We start from the raw sequence: 19,797 nt of genomic DNA, 5'->3' as shown, positions 1-19,797 counted from the left end.
AAAAAACCAATTGATGAATATAAATTATAGAACCCTGCTGGCGATAGGTGTGCTTACGGCAGGCTTGAGTGTTACCGTTCTTGCCCAGCGAATTCCTAACTGGCAAAACAAAGATTTGCAAAGGGACAGCCTTTTCGGCATCAGTACGGAAAAGGCCTATACTTTGCTTAAGGGCAAAAAAGCGGTGCCGGTTATTGTGGCGGTGATCGACGCGGGGGTCGATACCTTGCATGAAGATCTGAAAGAGGTGCTTTGGGTCAACCCCAGGAAGAAAAAAGGCGATGACGGTACTTTTGGCTGGAGTTACCTGGGCTCGGCTAAAGGCAATGTGCACTATGATAACCTCGAATTGACCCGCCAGGTGCGGCAGTTCATCCAAAAGGATACCGGCAGGCTCAATACGGGCGATCTGACGGCGTTCCACGAAGAAACGAAGGCGCTCGATCAAAAAAAACGCGATGCGGATAAGGGGTTGAAATATTATACGAATTACCTGCAGGCGCTTAACTTCTTTGCTGAACAGGTGCATAGCAGCGCACCAACTGTCAGCGATTTGGAAGCTTATCTGCCCAAAGCGGGAAGAAACGCGGACTACGTCCAATTTGTTATCAGCGGGATGAAGAAAAAAAACGATTATAACGACCTGAAGAAAGATGTCCAGGAAGGTATCGATCATTTTAAGGAACAAGAGAATTACCAGTTGAATACGGCCTATGATCCCCGCGTTATTGTTGGCGATGATTACTTCAACAGCAAACAGCGTAACTACGGCAGCCCCGATGTGATGGGCCCCGATCCTACCCATGGTACCCATGTGGCGGGCATTATTGCCGGGATACGCGGCAACGGCCTGGGTGCCGATGGCATTGCAGATCACGTGAAGATATTGGCCATTCGCACCGTGCCTGACGGCGATGAACGCGACAAGGATGTCGCCAACGCGATCCGCTATGCCGCTGACCACGGTGCGAAAGTCATCAATATGAGCTTTGGCAAAGCCTACAGCCAGGATAAAAAAGCAGTCGACGAAGCGGTCAAATATGCCTTAAAAAAAGACGTGCTCCTGGTACAGGCGGCGGGCAACAACAATGAGAACATCGATTCGGTGGCGAATTTCCCTAACCGGCAGTATTTGCACGGGGAGGATGCCGGGGCCTATATCGTCGTAGGCGCTTCAGGATTGCATCCTGACAGCACGTTAAAAGCCTCTTTTTCCAATTATGGTAAAACTGCGGTGGATGTGTTCGCGCCGGGGGTACAGATCTATAGTTCGATACCGGGCTCTAAGTATGCGTACTTTGATGGCACGAGCATGGCCTGCCCGGTGGTGGCGGGTTTGGCGGCTTTGATCCGGGAATATTACCCTAAGCTATCCGCCGTGCAGGTGAAGGAGATTATTTTGCGGAGCGTGGTGAAGAGTGATTTTTTAGCTAAGTATTGTTTGACCGGCGGGGTGGTGAATGTTTACAACGCTTTACAATTGGCAGCCGACTATTGAGATGAGAACGGAAAAGATATTAGTAACGGGTGCCTGCGGGCAAATTGGGACGGAACTGGTGCCGGCGCTGCGGGCCAAGTACGGGCGGGAAAACGTGATCGCGTCGGACCGTCATCCGGTAACGGAGGATTTGGTTAGGGATGGTTTGTATGTGAAGGCGGATGTGATGAACCCGGTGACGCTGGAACGGGTGATGAGCCATGGCGGGGTGACGCAGGTGTATCATTTGGCGGCGGTGTTGTCGGCTAAGGGGGAAAGTGACCCGCGGGGGGCCTGGGATTTGAATATGCAGAGTTTGCTGAATGTGCTGGAGGCGGCGCGTAAGCGGAAGGATTGCCGGGTGTTCTGGCCGAGCAGTATTGCGGTGTTTGGGCCTTCGTCACCGCGTGCGGCGTGTCCGCAGCAAGCGGTGATGGAACCGGCGACGGTTTACGGGATCAGCAAGCTGGCGGGGGAGCAATGGTGCCGTTATTATTTTGAGAAGTATGGGCTGGATGTGCGGAGTTTGCGGTATCCGGGTTTGATCAGTTATTCGGGTTTGCCTGGTGGCGGGACGACGGATTATGCGGTGGATATTTTTCACCGGGCTTTGGAGAAGGGGGATTATAATTGTTTCTTAAAGCCGGATACGTGTTTGCCGATGTTGTATATGCCGGATGCGGTGCGGGCGACGCTGGAATTGATGGATGCGGATTTTGATCGGTTGACGGTGCGGACGGCGTATAATTTATGGGGGATGAGTTTTTCGCCGAGGCAGATCGCGGAGGAGATCAGGAAGCATATCCCGGATTTTAAGATGGCTTATGCGCCGGATTTCCGGCAGGAGATCGCGGTAAGCTGGCCGACGAGTATTGATGACCGTTTTGCACGGCGGGACTGGGGCTGGCGGCAGGAGTTTGAATTGGGGGCTATGGTGAGTGATATGCTGCGGCAGTTAGCGGCGATGAAAGAAAAAAATACGCGTTATGCCTGAAACGTATAAAAATAATGTGAGCGCACAGATCGGTAATTTGTGGAAGCTGATCGGCAATACGCCTTTTATCGCGGTTTCCTATCGCTTTAAGGGCGGGCCGGAACAGCAGGTACTGGTGAAGTGCGAGCAATACAATATGACGGGGAGTATCAAGGACCGGATGGCTTTGTATATCCTGCAAAAGGCGAGTGAGCAGGGGAAGATCAGGCCGGGGGATATGATCGTGGAGGCGACTTCGGGGAATACGGGTATCGCTTTTGCCGCCATCGGGAAGGCTATCGGCAACCGGGTTCGCATCATCATGCCCGATTGGATGAGTCTGGAACGCAAGGCGATCATCAAAAGCTATGGTGCTGAAGTGAAGCTGGTAAGCAAAGAGGAAGGCGGATTTTTAGGCAGTATCGCGATGGCAGAGGCGATGAGCCATTATGACGGTGTGTTTTTACCGCGGCAGTTTGCCAACCGGTATAATGTGGAGGCACATGAGAAGACGACGGGGCGGGAGATCGGGCATTCGCTGCTGCTGGAGGAGATCAAACCAGCAGCCTTTGTGGCAGGGGTAGGTACCGGCGGAACGGTCATGGGGGTGGGTAATTTCCTGCGCAGCCTTTTCCCGGAGATGAAGGTGCATCCGCTGGAACCTGCAGAAAGCCCAACCCTTTCGGCCAAATACAAGGCAGGCAGCCACCGGATACAGGGGATCAGCGATGAATTTATCCCGGATATCCTGGACCTGAATAACCTGGATCAAGTGCTGCAGGTCAACGATGGGGAGGCAATCCTGATGGCGCAGAAGATCACCAAAGAGTTGGGCATGTCGGTAGGTATTTCCTCGGGGGCTAACCTGGCTGCTGCGATCAGGCTGCAACAACAACTGGGTACGAACAAGGCAGTGGTGACGATCTTCCCGGATAATAATAAGAAATACCTGAGTACAGACCTGTTTAAGGAAGAGCCATTCAGGGAGGGGTATCTTACAAAAGATGTACAGTTGATTGCGCACCGGGTGTTGAATAAAGTATAGGATGAAAAAATTGCAACAGACCAATAATATATTGCTGCATTTGCTGGATGAATTGCCGGAAACGGAAGGCGCTTCGCTGCGGGCTGAACTGCTGCTGCTTTATGGCACATTGGTCAGTCAATTGGAGGAAGCGGACGCGACAGGCAAGTCCTATGAAGCAGTTGCCGGCCAGATCCGCGCGAAGGCCTCGGTGCATAAGCGAAAGCTGGTTTCACGGATGAAGGAGGAGGCGTAAACGGATGGCAGGGGAACTCCTAACACCGGCGGAGCACGCGCGTATCCTGGAAAAACTGGATGGTCTGCCGTTCGGGGACCGGCACGCGGCGGTTTACCGGGCGAGCCTGGAAGAGTTGTTTAAGAAATTCAATGGACAGCTGGCGGGTCTTTTTGAGACGATCAAGGCCTACCGGGAGGTGGCGGACCTGATCAGTAAGCAGCAGCCGCTGGTGAATAAGAAAAAATATGTCCGTGTGCGTATGAGGAACGGAGGAAGACGCAAATGAAAAGGCGTTAACGAGCTTTGCTTTAACGGGCAGGGATAAATGATGATTAAAAAAGTGTAAGGGTCTGCCGCCGCTGGCGGCGGCCTTTATTGAAGGTATGGAAGAAACGCTGATCGGTTGCTTTATCCTGTTCAATGCCTGGTTTGTTATGGCATGGATCAGGGGAAAAGGCTGCCGCTGAGGTTTAAAATACTATGGGTCGATTTGACGATAGTTTTCATTAAAACGGGTGGTGGCAGCCCTTGACCCTGGGGCGCCATTACTTAAAAATTGGTTAGGGGGAGTCCTTTTGTTCTTTTCGTTTGTCCCGTACGATAATGGGATCAGTTAATAGGGAGATTGCCGGAACCGGGACGGCCGGCAATTTTTTAAATGGAGTTTTAGTTTGATTTAGTTAATATAAATGCGGCGTCTCCCCGGAGGGGGAGGCGTTTTTTTGTTCCTTATTGCTTTGAAACACCGGGTGCCCATACAAAAAATGTTGCTTGACCAGCCTTTGCAGGTGATCAGGCTGGCGGATTTTGACTATCCGTCAACGGATCAGGCGCACCGTCATGAGTTCCTGATGCTGTTGTGGGTCACCGGGGGCAGCAGCGTCCAGATGGTGGATTACCGCCGGTTCGCGCTGTCGCCGGGGGAGGTACTTTTTATCCGGGAAGGCCAGGTTCACCGCGTGGTACGCCCGGCGGCGGAGGGCTGGCTGGTCCTTTTCCACGCGTCACTTTACCGGGCTTTTACCAGGGCTTACCCGGCGCAGGAACTGCACGGTTTGTTTGATCCCCTGAACCGCCAGCCGGTCATCCGGCTGGATGAACAGGCGGAAGCCATTTATGGCGCTATCCTGCCCCTGCTCGAAGCGATTGTGCTGGAAAAGCCGGGAGAAACGGTGATCTCCGCTTATCTTTCGATCTTATTATATCATGCCAACCAGTTATTCCGGCCCCTCCATCCTTTCCTGGTCCACCCGGACCAGGCGGAGCAGGTCCGCCAGTTGAAGCTCCTGATCGGGCAGCATTTCCGTACGGAGCGGAATGCGCCTTTTTATAGCGCGAAGTTGGGTATGGTGACCCGTAAGCTGAATGCGCTGGCTTTGAAGCTGACCGGCCAGCGGGTGCATAAGCTGGTCAATGACCGCCTGCTTTCCGAAGCCGAGGCTTTGCTCGGTGGTTCCGGTTTAAGCATCAAAGAAATCACATTTGAACTGGGTTTTATCGACCATGCCCATTTTGCCGCTTTTTTTAAGAAAAGAAGAGGGATGACGGCGAGTGCTTTCCGGAAGCAGGCGACCAGTCCGTACACCTGATTTTGCATATTGGTTATGATTTTGCAGGGGCTTATGTACGAAATTTGAAAAAATGTTAAGTAAAGATTAATTTCTGCCCCGGAATTCACGGATGCGTTAAAACCGGGGCGGGATCATTAAAACAGTTTTTTATTATGGGAAAGATAGCATACGAACAAGCGAGTTTCAAGGATTTTGAGCACATGCCTGGCCTGAACATGTACGAGACGGCGCAGGAGTTTTGGAATTATGTGGATGACTGGGAAAGCCGGGGGCACTGGAACTACCGGCAGGAATGTGTTTCGGGCTGCAAGCCGGTGGTGGATGTGATCGCGAAGGGGAAATTATACAAAGATTGCGTGGCCCTGGTATTCAACGATTACTGGGGCCTGACGCAGCACCCAAAGGTAAAGGCAGCAGCGATTGCAGCGATTGAACAATATGGGGTGGGTGCCGCGGCTTCGCCGGCCATCGGCGGCCATATGACCTACCACCGGCTGCTCGAGGAAAGGATCGCTAAGTTCTTTTACCGGGACAGCGCGATGCTCTATACGACAGGGTATACGGCGAACAGCGCGACGATGCAGGCTTTGCTGAAAATGGATGCTTTCGCGATTGTGGATATGGGGGTCCATGCCAGTATGCATGAGGGGCTGCTGACGACGAATAAGAAGACCTTTCCTCATAATGATATGGAAGCGCTGGAACGGATCTTGCAGCAAACGCAGGGTAAGTATATCAACCGGATGGTCATCATCGACGGGGTGTATTCCCAGCAGGCGGATATCGCGCCTTTGGATCAGATCGTCAAATTGTGTAAGCAGTACGGCGCTTACCTGGCGATGGATGATGCGCATGGGATCGGGGTGATCGGTGAAACCGGACGCGGGGTACTGGAATTGTATAACCTGTACCAGGAGGTGGATATCATTACCGGGGTGTTCAGCAAGACTTTCGGGCATTTGGGCGGTTATGTGATCGCTTCGCCTGAACTGATCAGGTATTTACAGTTCCAGTCGCGGCAGCATATTTTTTCGGTGACGGCGACGCCGGCATCGGCCTGTATCTTAAAATCTATTGATTTGATCGATGAGGAGCCGTTCTGGAAGGACCGCTTATGGGAAAATATCAATTACCTGAAAAAGGGTTTGGATACGATGGGTTTTGATACGGGGAATACGCAATCTGCGATCATCCCGGTGATGACGGGCAGCCCGAATCTGAACGCGGAGATCTGCCGGCTTTTACTGGAGGCCGGGGTGTATGCCAACCAGATCGGTTACCCGGCGGTGCCGCGAAAAAATGCGCGTATCCGGATGAGTGTGATGGCCACGCATACCCGCGAGGATATGGATAATGTGCTGAGTGCCTGGGAATGGATCGAGTCGAAAATGAAGATTGCTAAAAAGTATGGTTACCAAACGCAAATCGATTAAGGTCAGGGACGGCGAACAGACCCAGAGGGAGTTCATCGATGCCGTCGGTGCGGTATTGTGTGAATCGGGTTTCCGGGCGCTGACCACGACCAATATCGCCCGCAAGGCGGGTAAGCACTGGGGGCTGGTGAAGTATTATTTTGAGGATATTGACGGGCTGAAAAAGGCGTATATCCTGGATAAGGATTACTGGCCGCCGTTTTTTGAACGTTTTAAATTGGGCGAGAACCCGGGTAAAGAGGAGTTGCAGGCGTTGTTTACGAATCTGATGCAGGAGAATTTCCGCTTCTTTTTAGCCAACCCTTCCATGCAGCAGATCATCCTCTGGCAGATCAGCGAAGCGAATGTCCTGCTTACGGGAATTTCTGAAGCGAGGGAAAAAGAAGGTGAAAAATTGCTTGCCTTGACAGATGTCTATTTTAAGGATTCGGGGATCAGTGTCCGGGCCTTGATGGCGATCCTGCTGGGTGGTATTTATTATGCCGTGCTGCATGCGAAAGCAAATAAAAGTACAGTGGCCGGGATCGATGTGAACCGGGTGAAGGACCAGCAGGTGGTATTGCAAACGATTGCGCAGGTGATCGCCTGGGCCTGGGGGGCTGCGGGAGAAAAAGAGCGGACAAAATAAACCATTTACCTATATTTACGGAGGATTTAAAATGAATTTACAACACAGAGATACGTACAACTAACATATAAAACAACATTCGCATTCACCGTCTTTGGCCTTTGAGAAACCGCTAATTTTTAAAAGGAGAGCCAAGAGCAAGTGCAATGCCCGCTTAAACGCGGGCGTGCTTGTTCATGGCTCTCCGGGTTACTTAGCGGTACCTTCAAAGGCCTGAACATTCATTGCCCGCGTTTATGTTTAAATCATATTTTTAACTTAAATGATTACTGGCTATGTTGTGGTTTTGGATGATACTGGGGTTGACTGTCGTTGCTATCGTATTGTTGATTCTCAACCTGAAGATTTTTAAAAAGACGATTTCTGAGAAAAAGAAATTGATCCTCGAAGCTTCCTCGGAGAAAGAGGAAATATTCACACGCAACTGTACCACTTTTGGTTTATCAGCCAGGGAAGTGGAGGTACTGCTGTTAATACTCGAAGGGCATACCTATAAATCTGCCGGTGAAGCGCTCTTTATATCAGAGAAAACGGTGGATGCCCACATGCGGAACGTCTACACAAAAGTCGGTGTGCGCAATAAAATCAGCCTCTTTAAAAAATTATATAACCAACCCTGATCTCCTCTCTAAGGAGATACCCTTAATCCCATTTTTAAGGCAAAACCCTATTGTTTCCAATTATTTCCGGCAATCATCTTTGGTGGAAACGGCGAAGCCTTCTCGAGCGCTGTTAAAAAAATTAACCTGCGAAAAAACGATTGCCTATGGTGAAAATCTACGCATCTCCTGTTGGGTGACAAGTTGTGGCCAGTGAACCGGCGGAACAGGATTTATTTAAAACCAATGAGAATATGCTACAAAAGTATGGTGAAGAACGCTGCGGATTACTCCGTGAAGAGCTGGCGGAGATCAGGGAAAATGAGGCGCGGGAACCGGATAAAACGGTGAAAGCTTTGGCGGCCATTAAGGCGGCTTTGGAAGAAGTAAGTGTCAAGGTCAAAACTATGGGCTTTACCGACCGGGCCGCGGAAGCGTTGTTTAACAAAACGATCTACCCTGATCTGTATGCGGAGTATATGTACGCCGCGGAACGGTTTAACCTGGATTCGGCGAAACCGCTGGGGCCGGTTAAGGCTATTAAGAATTTTTACCGCACCAAAATTGCGGCGCTGGGTCTATATACCTGGCAGCACCAGTTCCTGCATGAATATTGGCGCAAGGGGCTCGAGGAACTGGACGGGATGCTGTTTGTATCGGGTCAGACGGTGCAGCATTTGTTCCTGCCGGAAAGCCCGGAGTTTCATGCGGCGGGAGTGCCCGCGGCGACCTACCTGTTTGCCCGTTTTATCGCTTATGAAAGACTTTCTGCTGAACTGTTAAATAAGCTGGAGCCGGGTTCGGTGGAAAAGCCGAAGCACGGTTTGAAATGGACGGGGAATAAGGTGGGTATCGCGGAATTGGCGTACGGGCTGTATTATGCCGGGCAGTTTAATAACGGGAATGCGGATGTGACGGATATTTATGAGTGGCTGGAATCGAGTTTGGAACTGGATATGGCGAGCGTGCACCGGAAGTTTACGGATATCCGCAGGCGCAATACGGCCAGCCCGACGAAGCTGCTGGACCGGATGCGCGAGGCGATCCACCAAAGGATCGATGAGGATCTGGCCTACAAACCTAACCGGGGTGCGAAATTAAAAAAACCGCTCAGGGATGACCCGGAGGGCGATTCCTGAAAAAACTTTTAACACTGTCCTATGGTGGTGTTAATCCGGGTTTGGGGTTTGGGGCAATTTTGCTTTTGTTATTCCCGGCGCAATGGAGCGCCGGGGCAAAAGCAAAATATATGATCACGTTACCTCATTTCACCTGGCAGCAGTTCGGACTTGCGGCCATTGGGTTTTTGTTCATCTGGTACGCCGTCGTGCTGTTGTGGTTTGGCGGCAGGCGGCTGAAGGCTTTTTTTGCGCGGGGTAAACCTGCTGTCCGGGAACCCCTGCCCCATGTATGGGAAACCGAAGAGTTTATGGAAGATAATCTCGTAGGCGAAGCGACCGAACCGGAGGGGGTAACGACCCATGCCTGGAACAGTTTCGGTTTTACCGGGCGGGCCAAAAGGAACCCGGATGATGAGCTGTTGGGGCTGGTTCCTGATGCTTTGGAGGAAATCAAAACGGCGCTGCATACGGTGGAGGCTACCGGAGGTGATAAATCAGATTTTATCAGCCTGTTCAAGCTGGTATCTGCCAAATACGAACGCCTGAAGGACGGCCCGCACCTGGCAGCCATTAATGAATGGATACTGGAAAATGTGCCATTTGCCCTGAGCGAAGATGAGCTTGGACAATTGTGGGAATAATCAATTTTTAAATCAATATATCATGAAATTCAATAAAAAACTTTTCTATTTCTTCTTTTCGGCTTTGACCTTTTTGCTTTCGGCTTTAAGTTCACAAGCGCAGGACGGTTCATCGGGTATTAACCAGGCGACCACGATGGTCAAGGGCTATTTCGACGCGGGCTGTAATCTGATGTATGCCATCGGTGCGGTCTTGGGTATTGTCGGGGCAATCAAGGTGTACCGCAAGTGGAACGAGGGTGAGCCGGATACCAATAAGGTGGCGGCGGCCTGGTTCGGTTCCTGTATCTTTTTGGTGGTGGTGGCCACGGTCATCAAATCTTTCTTCGGGCTATGAGTTCGGTTTATTCCATCAACAAGGGCATTGGCCGGGCGATCACTTTTAAAGGGGTTAAGGCGCAGTATATCGGCTATTTAGCGGGCAGCCTGGTGGCTTTGCTGGTGTTGTTCGCAGTGCTGTATATCTGCGGGGTGAACACGTATGCCTGCCTGGTATTGGTGCTGGGGTCCGGGACGTACATGGTCCTGCGGATATTCCGGTTGAGCCACCGGTATGGTGAACATGGTTTGATGAAACGGAACGCCCGCCGCAGTTTGCCGGTTTACCTGAAGTTCCGGTCCAGGAAAATTTTTATCCATTTAAAGAAGTAGCGTTTATGGTCAGCATTGAGAATATATTGCCCATTTATAAAGTAGAGCACAATTGTATCCTGTCGAGGCAGGGTGATATTACCATTGGTTATGAGTTGAGTTTGCCGGAGTTGTTTACCCGCTCGGCGCAAGATTATGAAGCCGGGCACCAAGCTTTGGTGAAAGCGGTCAAGTTACTGTCGCCCCTTACGGTCGTTCACCAGCAGGATGTGTTTATGCAGCGGGATTATGCGGGTAGTTTGGGCGCGGCGCAAAGCTTTTTGTCGCTTTCAGGAGAACGATATTTCCAGGGCCGCCCCTATCTCGATCACCGCTGTTATCTGTATTTAACGAAGAAGCCGGACGGGCGGAAAGCAGCGAGCAGCGGGTATTCGACATTGATGCGCAAGTCGCCGGTTCCGGCGCAGAGCCTGGATGTGGCTTTATACCGGGAGTTTATGGAAAAAGCCGGGGCGTTTGAACGGATTATTTCGGATAGTGGGATTGGCCTTGTTAGGCTGACTGATGAGGATCTGGCAGGCACCAAACATAAGGCTGGGGTGATTGAATCCTATTGTTTTTTACAGGGACGGAACGAGCTGCCGGTGATCAAAGATGTGCATTTGAAAGATGGGGTCAGGATCGGTGATGCGGTCGGACAGCTGTTTACGCTGGCGGATGTGGAGGATTTACCGGCGCTATGCGGGAGCCGGGTGGATTATGAGCCGTATTGCACGGACAAGACCCGGTTCAGTACCGGTTTTGCTTCGCCCCTGGGTTTGCTGTTGGATTGTAACCATATCGTGAACCAGTATATTTTCGTGGAGGATGCGGGTAAGACGCTGAAGCTGCTGGAGAAGAAAAGGCTGCGTTTACAGTCGCTGTCGGGGTATTCGCGGGAGAATGCGATTGCCAGGGATGCGACCTCGGACTTTTTAAACGAGGCGATATCCGAACAGCGCTTGCCGGTAAAGGCGCATGTTAATGTGTTTGCCTGGACGAATGATCCGGACGGGGTGCAGGAGATCAAGAATAAGGTGAGCGCGGCGATGGCCCGGCTGGATGCGACGGCGAAGCTGGAAACGGACGGTGCGGCGCAGATCTGGTGGGCGGGTTTGCCGGGTAATGCGGGTGATTTCCCGGCCAATGATACGTTTGATACGTTTTTGGAGCAGGCGACCTGTTTTTTTAATCCCGACAGCAATTACCGTTCGGATGCAACCGGTATACGTTTCGGGGAACGGCTGTACGGCAGGCCGATAATGGTTGACCTGTTCGACCGCCCGATGAAGAACGGGACGATCACCAATAGGAACCTGTTTGTCTGCGGGGGCAGCGGCGGCGGTAAGTCGATGGCGATGAACCATATCCTGCGGACGCTGTATGACCAGGGTACGCATTGCGTGACCATCGATATCGGCGGCAGTTATAAGGGTTTGTGCAAGCTGGTGGGCGGCTATTATTTTGTCTATACGGAGGCTAACCCGATCCGCTTTAATCCTTTCTATTTGGGTAAGGGTGAGGTGCTGGATACGGAGAAAAAGGAAAGCCTGAAAACGTTGCTGATCGCCCTTTGGAAAAAGGAGGATGAAACGTATAGCCGTTCCGAGTATGTGGCGATCTCCAATGCGATCACGTTGTATTATGTGCATTTGGCGAAAAACCCGCTGATCTTTCCCGGTTTTAATTCCTTTTATGATTTCCTGATGCAGGAATACCTGGAAGTGCTGGAGAACGGCAAGGTGAAGGAACGGGACTTTGATATTGCAAATTTGCTGTATGTGCTGAACCCTTATTACATGGGCGGGGAGTTTGATTACCTGCTGAACGCGACGAAGAACCTGGATATGCTGAACGAGCGCTTTATTGTGTTTGAGCTGGATAATGTGAAAAACCACCCGATCCTGTTCCCGGTGGTCACGCTGGTGATCATGGAATTGTTCATCTCCAAGATGCGCAAGTTACCCGGTCAGCGCAAGATCCTGGCCATTGATGAAGCCTGGATCGCGATCACAAAGGCGGGAATGAGCTCTTTTATCAAGTACCTCTATAAGACCGTCCGCAAGTTTAACGGGATCGCCGCGCTGATCACGCAGGAGGTGGATGACCTGATCAGCTCCCCTATCCTGAAGGAAACGGTGATCAATAATGCGGATACCAAGGTCCTTTTGGACATGCGGAAGTTCATGAACAAGTTCGAGGCTTTGCAGGCGGTATTGGGTTTGTCGGATAAGGCGAAGGCGTTGCAATTGTCGGTCAATAAGGCCAATGAGCCTGGTCGAAATTACCGCGAGGTGTTCATCGACCAGGGCGGGCAGGTGATGCGGGTTTACCGGAATGAACTGTCGGTGGAGGAATATTTGGCCTATACGACGGAGGAAAGCGAAAAGCTGAAAGTGGAGGAATATGCGGAGCGCTATGGGAATATGGAAAAGGGTATCCGAGCATTGGCTGAAGAATTAAGAGCAAAAACCAATAAAAATTAGATTATGAGAAACTTAGCATTTTTAGCAATCGCGGTGACTAGCTTATTTACCGCCTGCAATTCCGGCAACGCCATTAAAGATTTTATACCGGGCACTTATATCAGCCAGGCGCAGAGCGAGTTCAGCGTGGCCAATGATACGCTGGTGATCGAAGCTGCCAAAAGCACGGATAACCTGTATTTGATCACGCGCAAAACGGGGTACCGCCGTATCACCAATGGCAAGGTGCAGACGGTGCAGCATAAGGTGAAACACTGGACGGGTGAATGGGATACGCAAAGGCAGGTTTTGGAGGTGGTTCAAACGGGCAATACGTTCGTTTTCCAGCCGGACCAGCATTGCCTGTTGAACGGCAACAGTGAATACCGGAAATTATAAACCAATCAACAAAAATTATTAACGATTAAAAATATCCCTCCCCTTTGGGGAGGTAAGGAGGGGTTATGAAAAATTCCGAAGGAATCCTTGATTCCGATAAAAAACAAATCAGCAACATCAAGAAATACATGGTCATTTTACCATTATCGGCGATCACCATTTTTGTCAGCTTACCGCAGCACGCGGATGCGCAGATCGTGGTGAGCCAGGTCTTGCAGGAAACGGTGGGCCGGGTGATCCGGGCCATCGACCTGGAAGTACAGCGTTTTCAAAACCAGACGATCTGGCTGCAGGATGCGCAGAAGACGCTGGAAAATACGCTGTCCAAACTCAAACTGTCGGAGATCGCTGACTGGACGCAGAAGCAAAAGGATCTATACAGTTCCTATTATAATGAACTGTGGCAGATCAAGTCGGTGATCGCGACCTATGAGCGCATATATGATATCACCGAAAAGCAAAAAGAACTGGTCAGCCGCTATAACCAGGCCTGGGGCCAGCTGCGGCAGGATAAGCATTTCAGCGCGGAGGAACTGGATTACATGGGCAAGGTGTATTCGGGCCTGTTGCAGGAAAGCATCAAGAACATGGACCAGCTGCTGATGGTGGTGGTGCCGTCCAAAACGCAGATGAGCGATGCGGAACGGTTGAAGCTGATCAATGAGGCGGCTGACGGTGTGGACCGCAATTACAGTGACCTGCAGCAGTTCAATAACAAAAATTATATGCTCAGTATCCAGCGGGCGAAGGACGAGAACGAGGTAGCCACTTTAAAGCAATATTATGGATTGGAATAAGGTGAAAGGTAAAAGGCAAAGGGTCAAAGGTCTTTTGATCGTTTGTCTTGGTTCTTGTCTCTTGCTTCTTGGTTCTGCTGAGCGCAGCGAGGCACAGACTTTCGCGGAGTGGTTCAGCCAGAAGAAAACGCTGATCAAGTACCTGACGCAGCAGATCGTGGCGCTGGAAAGCTTTGAAAGTGATGTCAAAAAGGGCTACCGGATCGCAACCGGCGGTTTGGGTACTATCGGGGGCATTACCGGGGCGGAATTTGGTTTGCACCAAAGTTATTTCGCGTCGCTGAAGACGGTGAACCCGGCGGTTAGGAACGACCCGGATTTGGCGGTGGTCAGTGAATACGCGCAAGCGATTGGTAGCGGTCTGAATACTTTAGGCCAGGTGGACGGCCTGGATAGCGACACGAAAACTTATATCCGGCAGGTTAGCGCTCAGGTGTTGCAGGATTGCAACGCCGACCTGGTTGAATTGAAGCCGGTGGTTTCCGACGGGCAGGTGCAGATGACCGACCAGGAGCGCATCGCGAAGCTACATGAGGTTTATGAGCGGATGAAGGACCGGTATGTCTTTACGCAGCATTTCCGCAATGCGGTGAGGGTCATGGCGCAGCAAAGGCTACAGGAGGATCGGCAATTACAAACTTTAAAAAATGTGTATGGAAGCAATTAAGGTAAAAGATAATAGGCGAAAGGTCAAGGGCTTGCTGATCGCTTTTCTGGGTGCTTGTTGCTTGCTGCTGGGTTCGGCCACCCCGGTGAAAGCCCAGGACCAGGATATGGAGCAACTGATCCTGGATATCCAGAAGCTGGACCAGTTCAAGAGTATCCTGACGGATATGGAAAAGGGTTATGCCGATCTGAGCGCGGGTTACGGGGTGGTCAAGGGGATCGCGCAGGGCAATTTCAATTTGCACGAGGTGTTCCTGGATGGGTTGTATTTGGTCAGCCCGGTGGTACGGCAGTATGTGCGGGTGGCGGATATTTTGACGGCGGAAGAACGGATCTTATCGGAGTATAAAACGGCTTACAGCCGCTTTGCAGCCAGCAACAAGTTCAACCCGCATGAGCTGGATTACCTACTATCGGTCTATAACCAGCTGACGAAGCTGGCTTTGCAGAATGTGACGAATTTACTGAATGTGATGACGGACAGTAAGCTGCGGATGAGCGATGCGGAACGACTGGCGGCAATCGACCGGATTTACCGGGATACGGGCGATAAGCTGACTTTTTTGGAAAGCTTTAACCGGAAGACGATGATGCTCCAAATGCAAAGAACCAAGGAACAGAACGAGAATCAAACTTTAAAAAATTTGTACGGGCAATGAAAAAGAAATTATTAATCATAACAGGTGTTCTGCTCGTGCTGCTGCAAGTGCCGCTGTTGAGCCGTGCCGACGGTTTAGCGGATGACTTAAAAGGGATGCAGCCGGTGCTGGATAATGTGTATAGCCAGATGCTGCCGCTTTGCGGCCAGCTCATCGGGGCGGCGCGGGGCATAGCGGGTTTCGCGGCTTTATGGTATATCGGCTCCCGGGTCTGGTCGCAGATTGCGCGGGCGGAGCCGCTGGACTTCTACCCGTTGTTGCGGCCCTTTGCGCTGGGTATGGCGGTGATGCTGTTCCCGGCGGTCATCGCGGTGATGAACGGGGTTTTGCAGCCGGTGGTTTCGGCGACCGGGGGCATGGTGCAGCAAAGTAATACGGCGGTGGCGCAGCTGCTGGCGCAAAAGGAGGCTGCGGTGAAAGCGTCGAGCGCTTACCAGATGTATGTGGGTACGGACGGCAATGGCGACCAGGATAAGTGGTATCGCTATTCGCACCCGGATGACCCGAACCATGATAACGAGGGGATGCTGGATGGTATCGGTAATGATGTGAAGTTCTGGATGGCGCAGCAGTCGTATAATTTCCGGAATAATATCAAGCAGTGGCTGTCGGAGGTGCTGGAGGTGGTTTATGCCGCGGCTTCGCTTTGTATCAATACGATTAGGACGTTTTTCCTGATCGTGCTGGCGATACTGGGGCCTTTGGTGTTCGGGCTGTCGGTCTTTGACGGGTTCCAGCACAGTCTGCACCAGTGGCTGGCGCGGTATATCAATATCTTTTTGTGGCTGCCGATCGCGAATATTTTCGGGAGTATCATTGGAAAGGTGCAGGAGAATATGCTGAAGCTGGACATCGCGCAGATCCAAAGCGCGGGAGATACTTTCTTCAGTTCGACGGATACCGCTTATGCGATCTTCCTGCTGATCGGTATCGTGGGTTATTTCTCTGTGCCGACGGTGGCGAATTTCGTGGTACATGCGCATGGCGGGAACGGGATGCTGCAAAGGATCAACAGTTTGACGATGGGTGGGGTGAATACGGTGACCAGTACGATGACCGGGGTGGCCACCACGGCCGGGCATACCGCGGAAGCGAGTGCCGGTCGTGCGGCCCAGGGTGGCTGGAATTTGTTGAACGCCCCGCGCAACTTCTGGGAGGGCTACCATAGTGCGGGTAATAAGAACTATCAACAAGATAAACTGAAAGGAGACAAATAGTAATGTTTAGCCAGTTAAAAAATATCGATACGGCTTTTAAGCATATCCGGCTGTTCAGCTATTTGCTGATCGCGGCTTGTGTGGGGATTTCCTGCTTCGCGGTCTGGAAAAGTTACCAGAGTTCGGATAATTACAAGAACCACATTTATATACTGGCCAATGGTAAGGCGCTGGATGCTTTTGCCGCAGACCGGAAGGATAATATCCCGGTGGAGATCCGGGACCATGTGCGGATGTTCCATCATTACTTTTTTACGCTGGACCCGGATGATAAACAGATACAGGCGGGTATTACCAGGGCCTTGTATATGGCGGATGAAAGCGCGAAGAAGGCTTACGATGACCTGAAGGAGGCGGGTTATTATAATAACCTGGTCAGCGGGAATATCAGCCAGACGATCAGCGTGGACAGTGTGCAGGTGGATGTTAACCAGTACCCGTTTTTCTTTAAGTGCTATGCGACGGAAAAGCTGGTGCGTTCGACCTCGACGGTCACGCGCAGCCTGGTGACGCAGGGCTTTTTGCGGAATGTGTCACGCAGCGATAATAACCCGCATGGCTTCCTGATCGAAAAATGGGAGACTTTGGAAAATAAGGATTTAAGCACCGTCAATAAATGAGCATGGGACTGTTTTGGAAAAGGACGAAAAGCAGGGTTTTGACTGACCGGCAGGAATTGTTAGCCGGCCGGGTAGCCGCGGCGATTGTCCGCAGGCAAACCCGGGTCGCAAATTACCTGAACCGGAAAACGCAGTATTGGAACAGGACTTCAAAGCTGGTTGCACTGGCGCTGTTCTGCCTGGTCTTTGGCGGGATCAGTTTGTATTTGCTGTTAAAAGCGATTTAATCAATTACTAACTCAATAAAAAATATGAAAGCAACAAAAGAAGTGACACCGGAACAGCGCGAAAAGCGGAAAAAGCTTTTGCTGTTCCTGCCGGTACCGGTCCTGCTGTTTGCGGCGCTGATCTTTCTGGCGCTGGGCAGCGGTAAAGGGAAGGCGCAGGACAATGCGCAGCAAAAAGGGATCAATACGGAGCTGCCCTCGGCGCAGTTCAAGGGTGAAAAACCGCAGGATAAGCTGAGCCTGTATGACCAGGCGGCTAAAGATTCGGCATCGGAGAAAGTTAGTGCGGGTAGTAATGGATTATTTCCTGTAAAGGAACATGCTGCCGGTTCGGTTACGACGACCGATAACAATGCGGCACAGATCAGCCAAAAGCTGGCGCAGATCAGGGAACAGATGGGTAAAGCGCCGGAGCCGCCGGTGCAGAAAGGATTGGTATCGCCGATGAATAACGCCCCGGCAGTCAATTCCGCGGATATTGACCGGCTGGAAAAGCTGGCGCAGGGGATGAAAAGCCAGCAGTCGGACGACCCGCAAATGAAGCAGCTGGCCGGGATGATGGATAAGATCTTCCAGATCCAGCACCCGGAGCTGGTGAACCAGCAATTGAAGCAGGAGGTCAAAGCGGCACCAGACAGTGCTTTTAAAGCGATCCCGGCGATGATCGACGGGAACCAGAAAGTGGCGCCGGGCGGGGTGGTGAGGTTACGTTTGTCGGACACGCTGCGTGCCGGCGGGCTGTGTGTTCCCAAAGGTCAGTTATTGTTCGGTGCCTGTACGGTGACCAATCAACGGCTGCTGCTGGATATCAGGAATATCCGGCTGGGTAGTTCCATCATCCCGGTCAGCCTGACGGTGTTTGCGCTGGACGGGTTACCGGGGATCAACGCGCCGGAAGCGGAACTGGGCGAGGCGGCCGGGAACGGAACGGCAGGGGCACTGGATAATATGCAGTTTCTAAGCATGGACAACAGTTTGTCGACCCAGGCGGCGACGGCGGGGATCAGCGCGGCTAAGGGGCTTTTGGGCAAAAAGGTGCGGAAGATCCGGGTCAAACTCAAAGGCGGGCAAACGGTGCTTTTGAGGGTCAATAAAAGCTGATATGCGGCTGGAAACCAAGTATGCGGAGGTGATCATCGGCCTGCTGGAAGATGCGCAGGACGTGGGTTTGCCCCATGTCGTACTGGAGCTGCGGCCGCAGGATATGGAGCTGCAGCCCCACCAACTGAGCCTGTTTGAAACGCTCGGCGAGGCGCTGGACTACCTGGATGGTGCCCATTACCTGTCGGGGGACGCGGAATTCCCGGTGTATTACCGGCATGCCGACCAGCTGCTGGAAGAAATAAAAAAATCAAATCCATTAACCATAAAAAAAGCTGATATGAACAGGAACAATTTGGAGAATTTGAAAGAAGAAATGAAGGCATTGGGCTTTAAGGATAAGCTCATTGCTGAAATGCAACAGAAAATGGAAGCGAATGTGCCGCAATTTATGCTGCATGACACCATTGCGGGGAACAAGGGCATCGTCAACCTGTCCGTTCCTTTGAAACAGTCCGGCCAGTCCGAACATTATTACCTGAATAAATACGAAGTGTCGCTGGATAAAGGCGGTAAAATGCTGGAGCCCGGCCAACAGTATATGGTGATCGCCAAGGGGGAGGAAAATAAGTTCCGCAACTTCCAGGACCCGCACCAGGCCATCGAGTATTTCAAGGAAAAGAAAGGCGACGCAGAGCTGGCGGTCGGCAAGGACCTTAAAAATAAAACCCTGCTGGCCACGATGGAAAACGATAAAGTGAATTACGTGGTCAAGGATTTCCAGCGGACGTTTAATAACCCGGCGGTCACCCAAACTTTTTATGTCGAAAGCGGCAAGGGCTTCACCGCCGAGCAGGCGGCCAACCTGATCCAGGGACGGGCGGTTTACCGCGATGACCTGGCCAATGCGGCGGGGATGTCGTATAAGGCCTGGGTGTTGCTTGATCTGAACAACCCCAAGGACCGCCACGGTAATTTTTTAAGCAAGCATTACCATGATCCGTCCTATGGCTTTGACCTGGGCAAGGTGCTGGATAACTTTAATATCAGGGAACTGAACGATCCGGCCAAGCGCGAAAAACTGGAAGAAAGCCTGCGCCAGGGCAACCGCCCGCTGGTGACGGTCAATAAGGACGGCGAGGAAATGAAGCTGCACCTGGAAACTTCGCCGCGTTACAGCCAGATCAATTTGTTCCAGGAGAATGGCAAACCCGAAAAACGGGAGCAATTCCTGAAACCGGAATTAAGCCAGGCTATGCTGGCGGGCAAGGGCAAGGAACAGGTGAAGGAGCAGCAACAAGAACAGGGCATCGCCGTATAAAGCAAATCCTTATTTTTGCCGCCTTTTAAAAACGAAAAAACAATTTATTT

Annotated in this window: 23 protein-coding genes; all 23 read left to right on the top strand. The window is 51.5% G+C overall.

The window, feature by feature from the left end:
- Positions 1 to 13 precede the first annotated feature (13 nt).
- The 23 genes from KXD93_RS04870 (at position 14) to KXD93_RS04760 (ending at position 19,747) form a co-directional block, all read left to right on the top strand.
- Complete coding sequence (locus tag KXD93_RS04870; RefSeq protein WP_258135757.1) at positions 14 to 1,498, top strand: S8 family serine peptidase; 1,485 nt, start codon at positions 14 to 16, stop codon at positions 1,496 to 1,498.
- A complete protein-coding gene (locus tag KXD93_RS04865) occupies positions 1,461 to 2,471 on the top strand; it encodes an NAD-dependent epimerase/dehydratase family protein (RefSeq protein ID WP_258135756.1) in 1,011 nt (336 codons plus the stop codon). Before KXD93_RS04870 ends, KXD93_RS04865 begins: the two co-directional genes overlap by 38 nt.
- Positions 2,464 to 3,495 carry a PLP-dependent cysteine synthase family protein gene (locus KXD93_RS04860; RefSeq protein WP_258135755.1) on the top strand — a complete coding sequence of 344 codons (1,032 nt, stop codon included), beginning with the start codon at positions 2,464 to 2,466 and terminating at the stop codon, positions 3,493 to 3,495. The genes KXD93_RS04865 and KXD93_RS04860 overlap by 8 nt, the downstream gene beginning before the upstream one ends.
- Before the next feature lies 1 nt (position 3,496).
- On the top strand, positions 3,497 to 3,730 hold the full coding sequence (locus KXD93_RS04855) for a hypothetical protein (RefSeq protein ID WP_258135754.1): 234 nt from the start codon (positions 3,497 to 3,499) through the stop codon (positions 3,728 to 3,730).
- 4 nt (positions 3,731 to 3,734) lie between these two features.
- Complete coding sequence (locus tag KXD93_RS04850; RefSeq protein WP_258135753.1) at positions 3,735 to 3,998, top strand: hypothetical protein; 264 nt, start codon at positions 3,735 to 3,737, stop codon at positions 3,996 to 3,998.
- Between the two features lie 478 nt (positions 3,999 to 4,476).
- Positions 4,477 to 5,301 carry an AraC family transcriptional regulator gene (locus tag KXD93_RS04845; RefSeq protein WP_258135752.1) on the top strand — a complete coding sequence of 275 codons (825 nt, stop codon included), beginning with the start codon at positions 4,477 to 4,479 and terminating at the stop codon, positions 5,299 to 5,301.
- 134 nt (positions 5,302 to 5,435) lie between these two features.
- A complete protein-coding gene (locus KXD93_RS04840; RefSeq protein WP_258135751.1) occupies positions 5,436 to 6,716 on the top strand; it encodes an aminotransferase class I/II-fold pyridoxal phosphate-dependent enzyme in 1,281 nt (426 codons plus the stop codon).
- Entirely contained in the window at positions 6,691 to 7,344 is a 654-nt protein-coding gene (locus KXD93_RS04835; protein ID WP_258135750.1) for a TetR/AcrR family transcriptional regulator, read from the top strand. Before KXD93_RS04840 ends, KXD93_RS04835 begins: the two co-directional genes overlap by 26 nt.
- Positions 7,345 to 7,619: 275 nt before the next feature.
- The gene (locus tag KXD93_RS04830; RefSeq protein ID WP_258135749.1) at positions 7,620 to 7,964 is read left to right on the top strand and encodes a response regulator transcription factor; all 345 of its coding nucleotides are present in this window, start codon (positions 7,620 to 7,622) and stop codon (positions 7,962 to 7,964) included.
- A gap of 233 nt (positions 7,965 to 8,197) precedes the next feature.
- Positions 8,198 to 9,082 carry an RteC domain-containing protein gene (locus KXD93_RS04825; protein ID WP_258135748.1) on the top strand — a complete coding sequence of 295 codons (885 nt, stop codon included), beginning with the start codon at positions 8,198 to 8,200 and terminating at the stop codon, positions 9,080 to 9,082.
- 110 nt (positions 9,083 to 9,192) lie between these two features.
- Positions 9,193 to 9,705 carry a hypothetical protein gene (locus tag KXD93_RS04820; RefSeq protein ID WP_258135747.1) on the top strand — a complete coding sequence of 171 codons (513 nt, stop codon included), beginning with the start codon at positions 9,193 to 9,195 and terminating at the stop codon, positions 9,703 to 9,705.
- Positions 9,706 to 9,727: 22 nt separating this feature from the next.
- Positions 9,728 to 10,042 carry a DUF4134 domain-containing protein gene (locus KXD93_RS04815; RefSeq protein ID WP_258135745.1) on the top strand — a complete coding sequence of 105 codons (315 nt, stop codon included), beginning with the start codon at positions 9,728 to 9,730 and terminating at the stop codon, positions 10,040 to 10,042.
- Complete coding sequence (locus KXD93_RS04810; RefSeq protein WP_258135744.1) at positions 10,039 to 10,356, top strand: DUF4133 domain-containing protein; 318 nt, start codon at positions 10,039 to 10,041, stop codon at positions 10,354 to 10,356. The genes KXD93_RS04815 and KXD93_RS04810 overlap by 4 nt, the downstream gene beginning before the upstream one ends.
- Before the next feature lie 5 nt (positions 10,357 to 10,361).
- Complete coding sequence (locus tag KXD93_RS04805; RefSeq protein ID WP_258135743.1) at positions 10,362 to 12,821, top strand: TraG family conjugative transposon ATPase; 2,460 nt, start codon at positions 10,362 to 10,364, stop codon at positions 12,819 to 12,821.
- 3 nt (positions 12,822 to 12,824) lie between these two features.
- Complete coding sequence (locus KXD93_RS04800; RefSeq protein WP_258135742.1) at positions 12,825 to 13,199, top strand: hypothetical protein; 375 nt, start codon at positions 12,825 to 12,827, stop codon at positions 13,197 to 13,199.
- A 65-nt stretch (positions 13,200 to 13,264) separates the two neighbouring features.
- Positions 13,265 to 13,996, top strand: a complete 732-nt coding sequence (locus KXD93_RS04795) for a conjugal transfer protein TraI (RefSeq protein WP_258135741.1) — start codon at positions 13,265 to 13,267, stop codon at positions 13,994 to 13,996.
- Complete coding sequence (locus KXD93_RS04790; protein ID WP_258135740.1) at positions 13,983 to 14,663, top strand: hypothetical protein; 681 nt, start codon at positions 13,983 to 13,985, stop codon at positions 14,661 to 14,663. The genes KXD93_RS04795 and KXD93_RS04790 overlap by 14 nt, the downstream gene beginning before the upstream one ends.
- A complete protein-coding gene (locus KXD93_RS04785; RefSeq protein WP_258135739.1) occupies positions 14,650 to 15,321 on the top strand; it encodes a TerB family tellurite resistance protein in 672 nt (223 codons plus the stop codon). Before KXD93_RS04790 ends, KXD93_RS04785 begins: the two co-directional genes overlap by 14 nt.
- Positions 15,318 to 16,538, top strand: a complete 1,221-nt coding sequence (traJ, locus tag KXD93_RS04780; RefSeq protein WP_258135738.1) for a conjugative transposon protein TraJ — start codon at positions 15,318 to 15,320, stop codon at positions 16,536 to 16,538. Before KXD93_RS04785 ends, traJ begins: the two co-directional genes overlap by 4 nt.
- A 2-nt stretch (positions 16,539 to 16,540) precedes the next feature.
- The gene (traK, locus tag KXD93_RS04775) at positions 16,541 to 17,158 is read left to right on the top strand and encodes a conjugative transposon protein TraK (protein WP_258135737.1); all 618 of its coding nucleotides are present in this window, start codon (positions 16,541 to 16,543) and stop codon (positions 17,156 to 17,158) included.
- Positions 17,155 to 17,385 carry a hypothetical protein gene (locus tag KXD93_RS04770; RefSeq protein WP_258135736.1) on the top strand — a complete coding sequence of 77 codons (231 nt, stop codon included), beginning with the start codon at positions 17,155 to 17,157 and terminating at the stop codon, positions 17,383 to 17,385. Before traK ends, KXD93_RS04770 begins: the two co-directional genes overlap by 4 nt.
- Before the next feature lie 24 nt (positions 17,386 to 17,409).
- On the top strand, positions 17,410 to 18,486 hold the full coding sequence (gene traM / locus KXD93_RS04765; protein ID WP_258135735.1) for a conjugative transposon protein TraM: 1,077 nt from the start codon (positions 17,410 to 17,412) through the stop codon (positions 18,484 to 18,486).
- A gap of 1 nt (position 18,487) precedes the next feature.
- Complete coding sequence (locus KXD93_RS04760) at positions 18,488 to 19,747, top strand: hypothetical protein (RefSeq protein WP_258135734.1); 1,260 nt, start codon at positions 18,488 to 18,490, stop codon at positions 19,745 to 19,747.
- The last annotated feature ends 50 nt before the right edge of the window (positions 19,748 to 19,797 follow it).

It is taken from the genome of Mucilaginibacter phenanthrenivorans (genome assembly GCF_024721155.1).
In the GTDB taxonomy this organism is placed as follows: domain Bacteria; phylum Bacteroidota; class Bacteroidia; order Sphingobacteriales; family Sphingobacteriaceae; genus Mucilaginibacter; species Mucilaginibacter phenanthrenivorans.
The sequence above is the reverse complement of the archived record's forward strand: the minus strand, read 5'-3'. Positions and strand labels throughout refer to the sequence as shown.

What these genes read in the sequence shown, in the direction of transcription:
- KXD93_RS04870 (WP_258135757.1), top strand. Translation starts at nt 14, where the DNA reads ATGAATATAAATTATAGAACCCTGCTGGCGATAGGTGTGCTTACGGCA.
- KXD93_RS04865 (WP_258135756.1), top strand. Translation starts at nt 1,461, where the DNA reads ATGTTTACAACGCTTTACAATTGGCAGCCGACTATTGAGATGAGAACG.
- KXD93_RS04860 (WP_258135755.1), top strand. Translation starts at nt 2,464, where the DNA reads ATGCCTGAAACGTATAAAAATAATGTGAGCGCACAGATCGGTAATTTG.
- KXD93_RS04855 (WP_258135754.1), top strand. Translation starts at nt 3,497, where the DNA reads ATGAAAAAATTGCAACAGACCAATAATATATTGCTGCATTTGCTGGAT.
- KXD93_RS04850 (WP_258135753.1), top strand. Translation starts at nt 3,735, where the DNA reads ATGGCAGGGGAACTCCTAACACCGGCGGAGCACGCGCGTATCCTGGAA.
- KXD93_RS04845 (WP_258135752.1), top strand. Translation starts at nt 4,477, where the DNA reads ATGTTGCTTGACCAGCCTTTGCAGGTGATCAGGCTGGCGGATTTTGAC.
- KXD93_RS04840 (WP_258135751.1), top strand. Translation starts at nt 5,436, where the DNA reads ATGGGAAAGATAGCATACGAACAAGCGAGTTTCAAGGATTTTGAGCAC.
- KXD93_RS04835 (WP_258135750.1), top strand. Translation starts at nt 6,691, where the DNA reads ATGGTTACCAAACGCAAATCGATTAAGGTCAGGGACGGCGAACAGACC.
- KXD93_RS04830 (WP_258135749.1), top strand. Translation starts at nt 7,620, where the DNA reads ATGTTGTGGTTTTGGATGATACTGGGGTTGACTGTCGTTGCTATCGTA.
- KXD93_RS04825 (WP_258135748.1), top strand. Translation starts at nt 8,198, where the DNA reads ATGCTACAAAAGTATGGTGAAGAACGCTGCGGATTACTCCGTGAAGAG.
- KXD93_RS04820 (WP_258135747.1), top strand. Translation starts at nt 9,193, where the DNA reads ATGATCACGTTACCTCATTTCACCTGGCAGCAGTTCGGACTTGCGGCC.
- KXD93_RS04815 (WP_258135745.1), top strand. Translation starts at nt 9,728, where the DNA reads ATGAAATTCAATAAAAAACTTTTCTATTTCTTCTTTTCGGCTTTGACC.
- KXD93_RS04810 (WP_258135744.1), top strand. Translation starts at nt 10,039, where the DNA reads ATGAGTTCGGTTTATTCCATCAACAAGGGCATTGGCCGGGCGATCACT.
- KXD93_RS04805 (WP_258135743.1), top strand. Translation starts at nt 10,362, where the DNA reads ATGGTCAGCATTGAGAATATATTGCCCATTTATAAAGTAGAGCACAAT.
- KXD93_RS04800 (WP_258135742.1), top strand. Translation starts at nt 12,825, where the DNA reads ATGAGAAACTTAGCATTTTTAGCAATCGCGGTGACTAGCTTATTTACC.
- KXD93_RS04795 (WP_258135741.1), top strand. Translation starts at nt 13,265, where the DNA reads ATGAAAAATTCCGAAGGAATCCTTGATTCCGATAAAAAACAAATCAGC.
- KXD93_RS04790 (WP_258135740.1), top strand. Translation starts at nt 13,983, where the DNA reads ATGGATTGGAATAAGGTGAAAGGTAAAAGGCAAAGGGTCAAAGGTCTT.
- KXD93_RS04785 (WP_258135739.1), top strand. Translation starts at nt 14,650, where the DNA reads ATGGAAGCAATTAAGGTAAAAGATAATAGGCGAAAGGTCAAGGGCTTG.
- traJ (WP_258135738.1), top strand. Translation starts at nt 15,318, where the DNA reads ATGAAAAAGAAATTATTAATCATAACAGGTGTTCTGCTCGTGCTGCTG.
- traK (WP_258135737.1), top strand. Translation starts at nt 16,541, where the DNA reads ATGTTTAGCCAGTTAAAAAATATCGATACGGCTTTTAAGCATATCCGG.
- KXD93_RS04770 (WP_258135736.1), top strand. Translation starts at nt 17,155, where the DNA reads ATGAGCATGGGACTGTTTTGGAAAAGGACGAAAAGCAGGGTTTTGACT.
- traM (WP_258135735.1), top strand. Translation starts at nt 17,410, where the DNA reads ATGAAAGCAACAAAAGAAGTGACACCGGAACAGCGCGAAAAGCGGAAA.
- KXD93_RS04760 (WP_258135734.1), top strand. Translation starts at nt 18,488, where the DNA reads ATGCGGCTGGAAACCAAGTATGCGGAGGTGATCATCGGCCTGCTGGAA.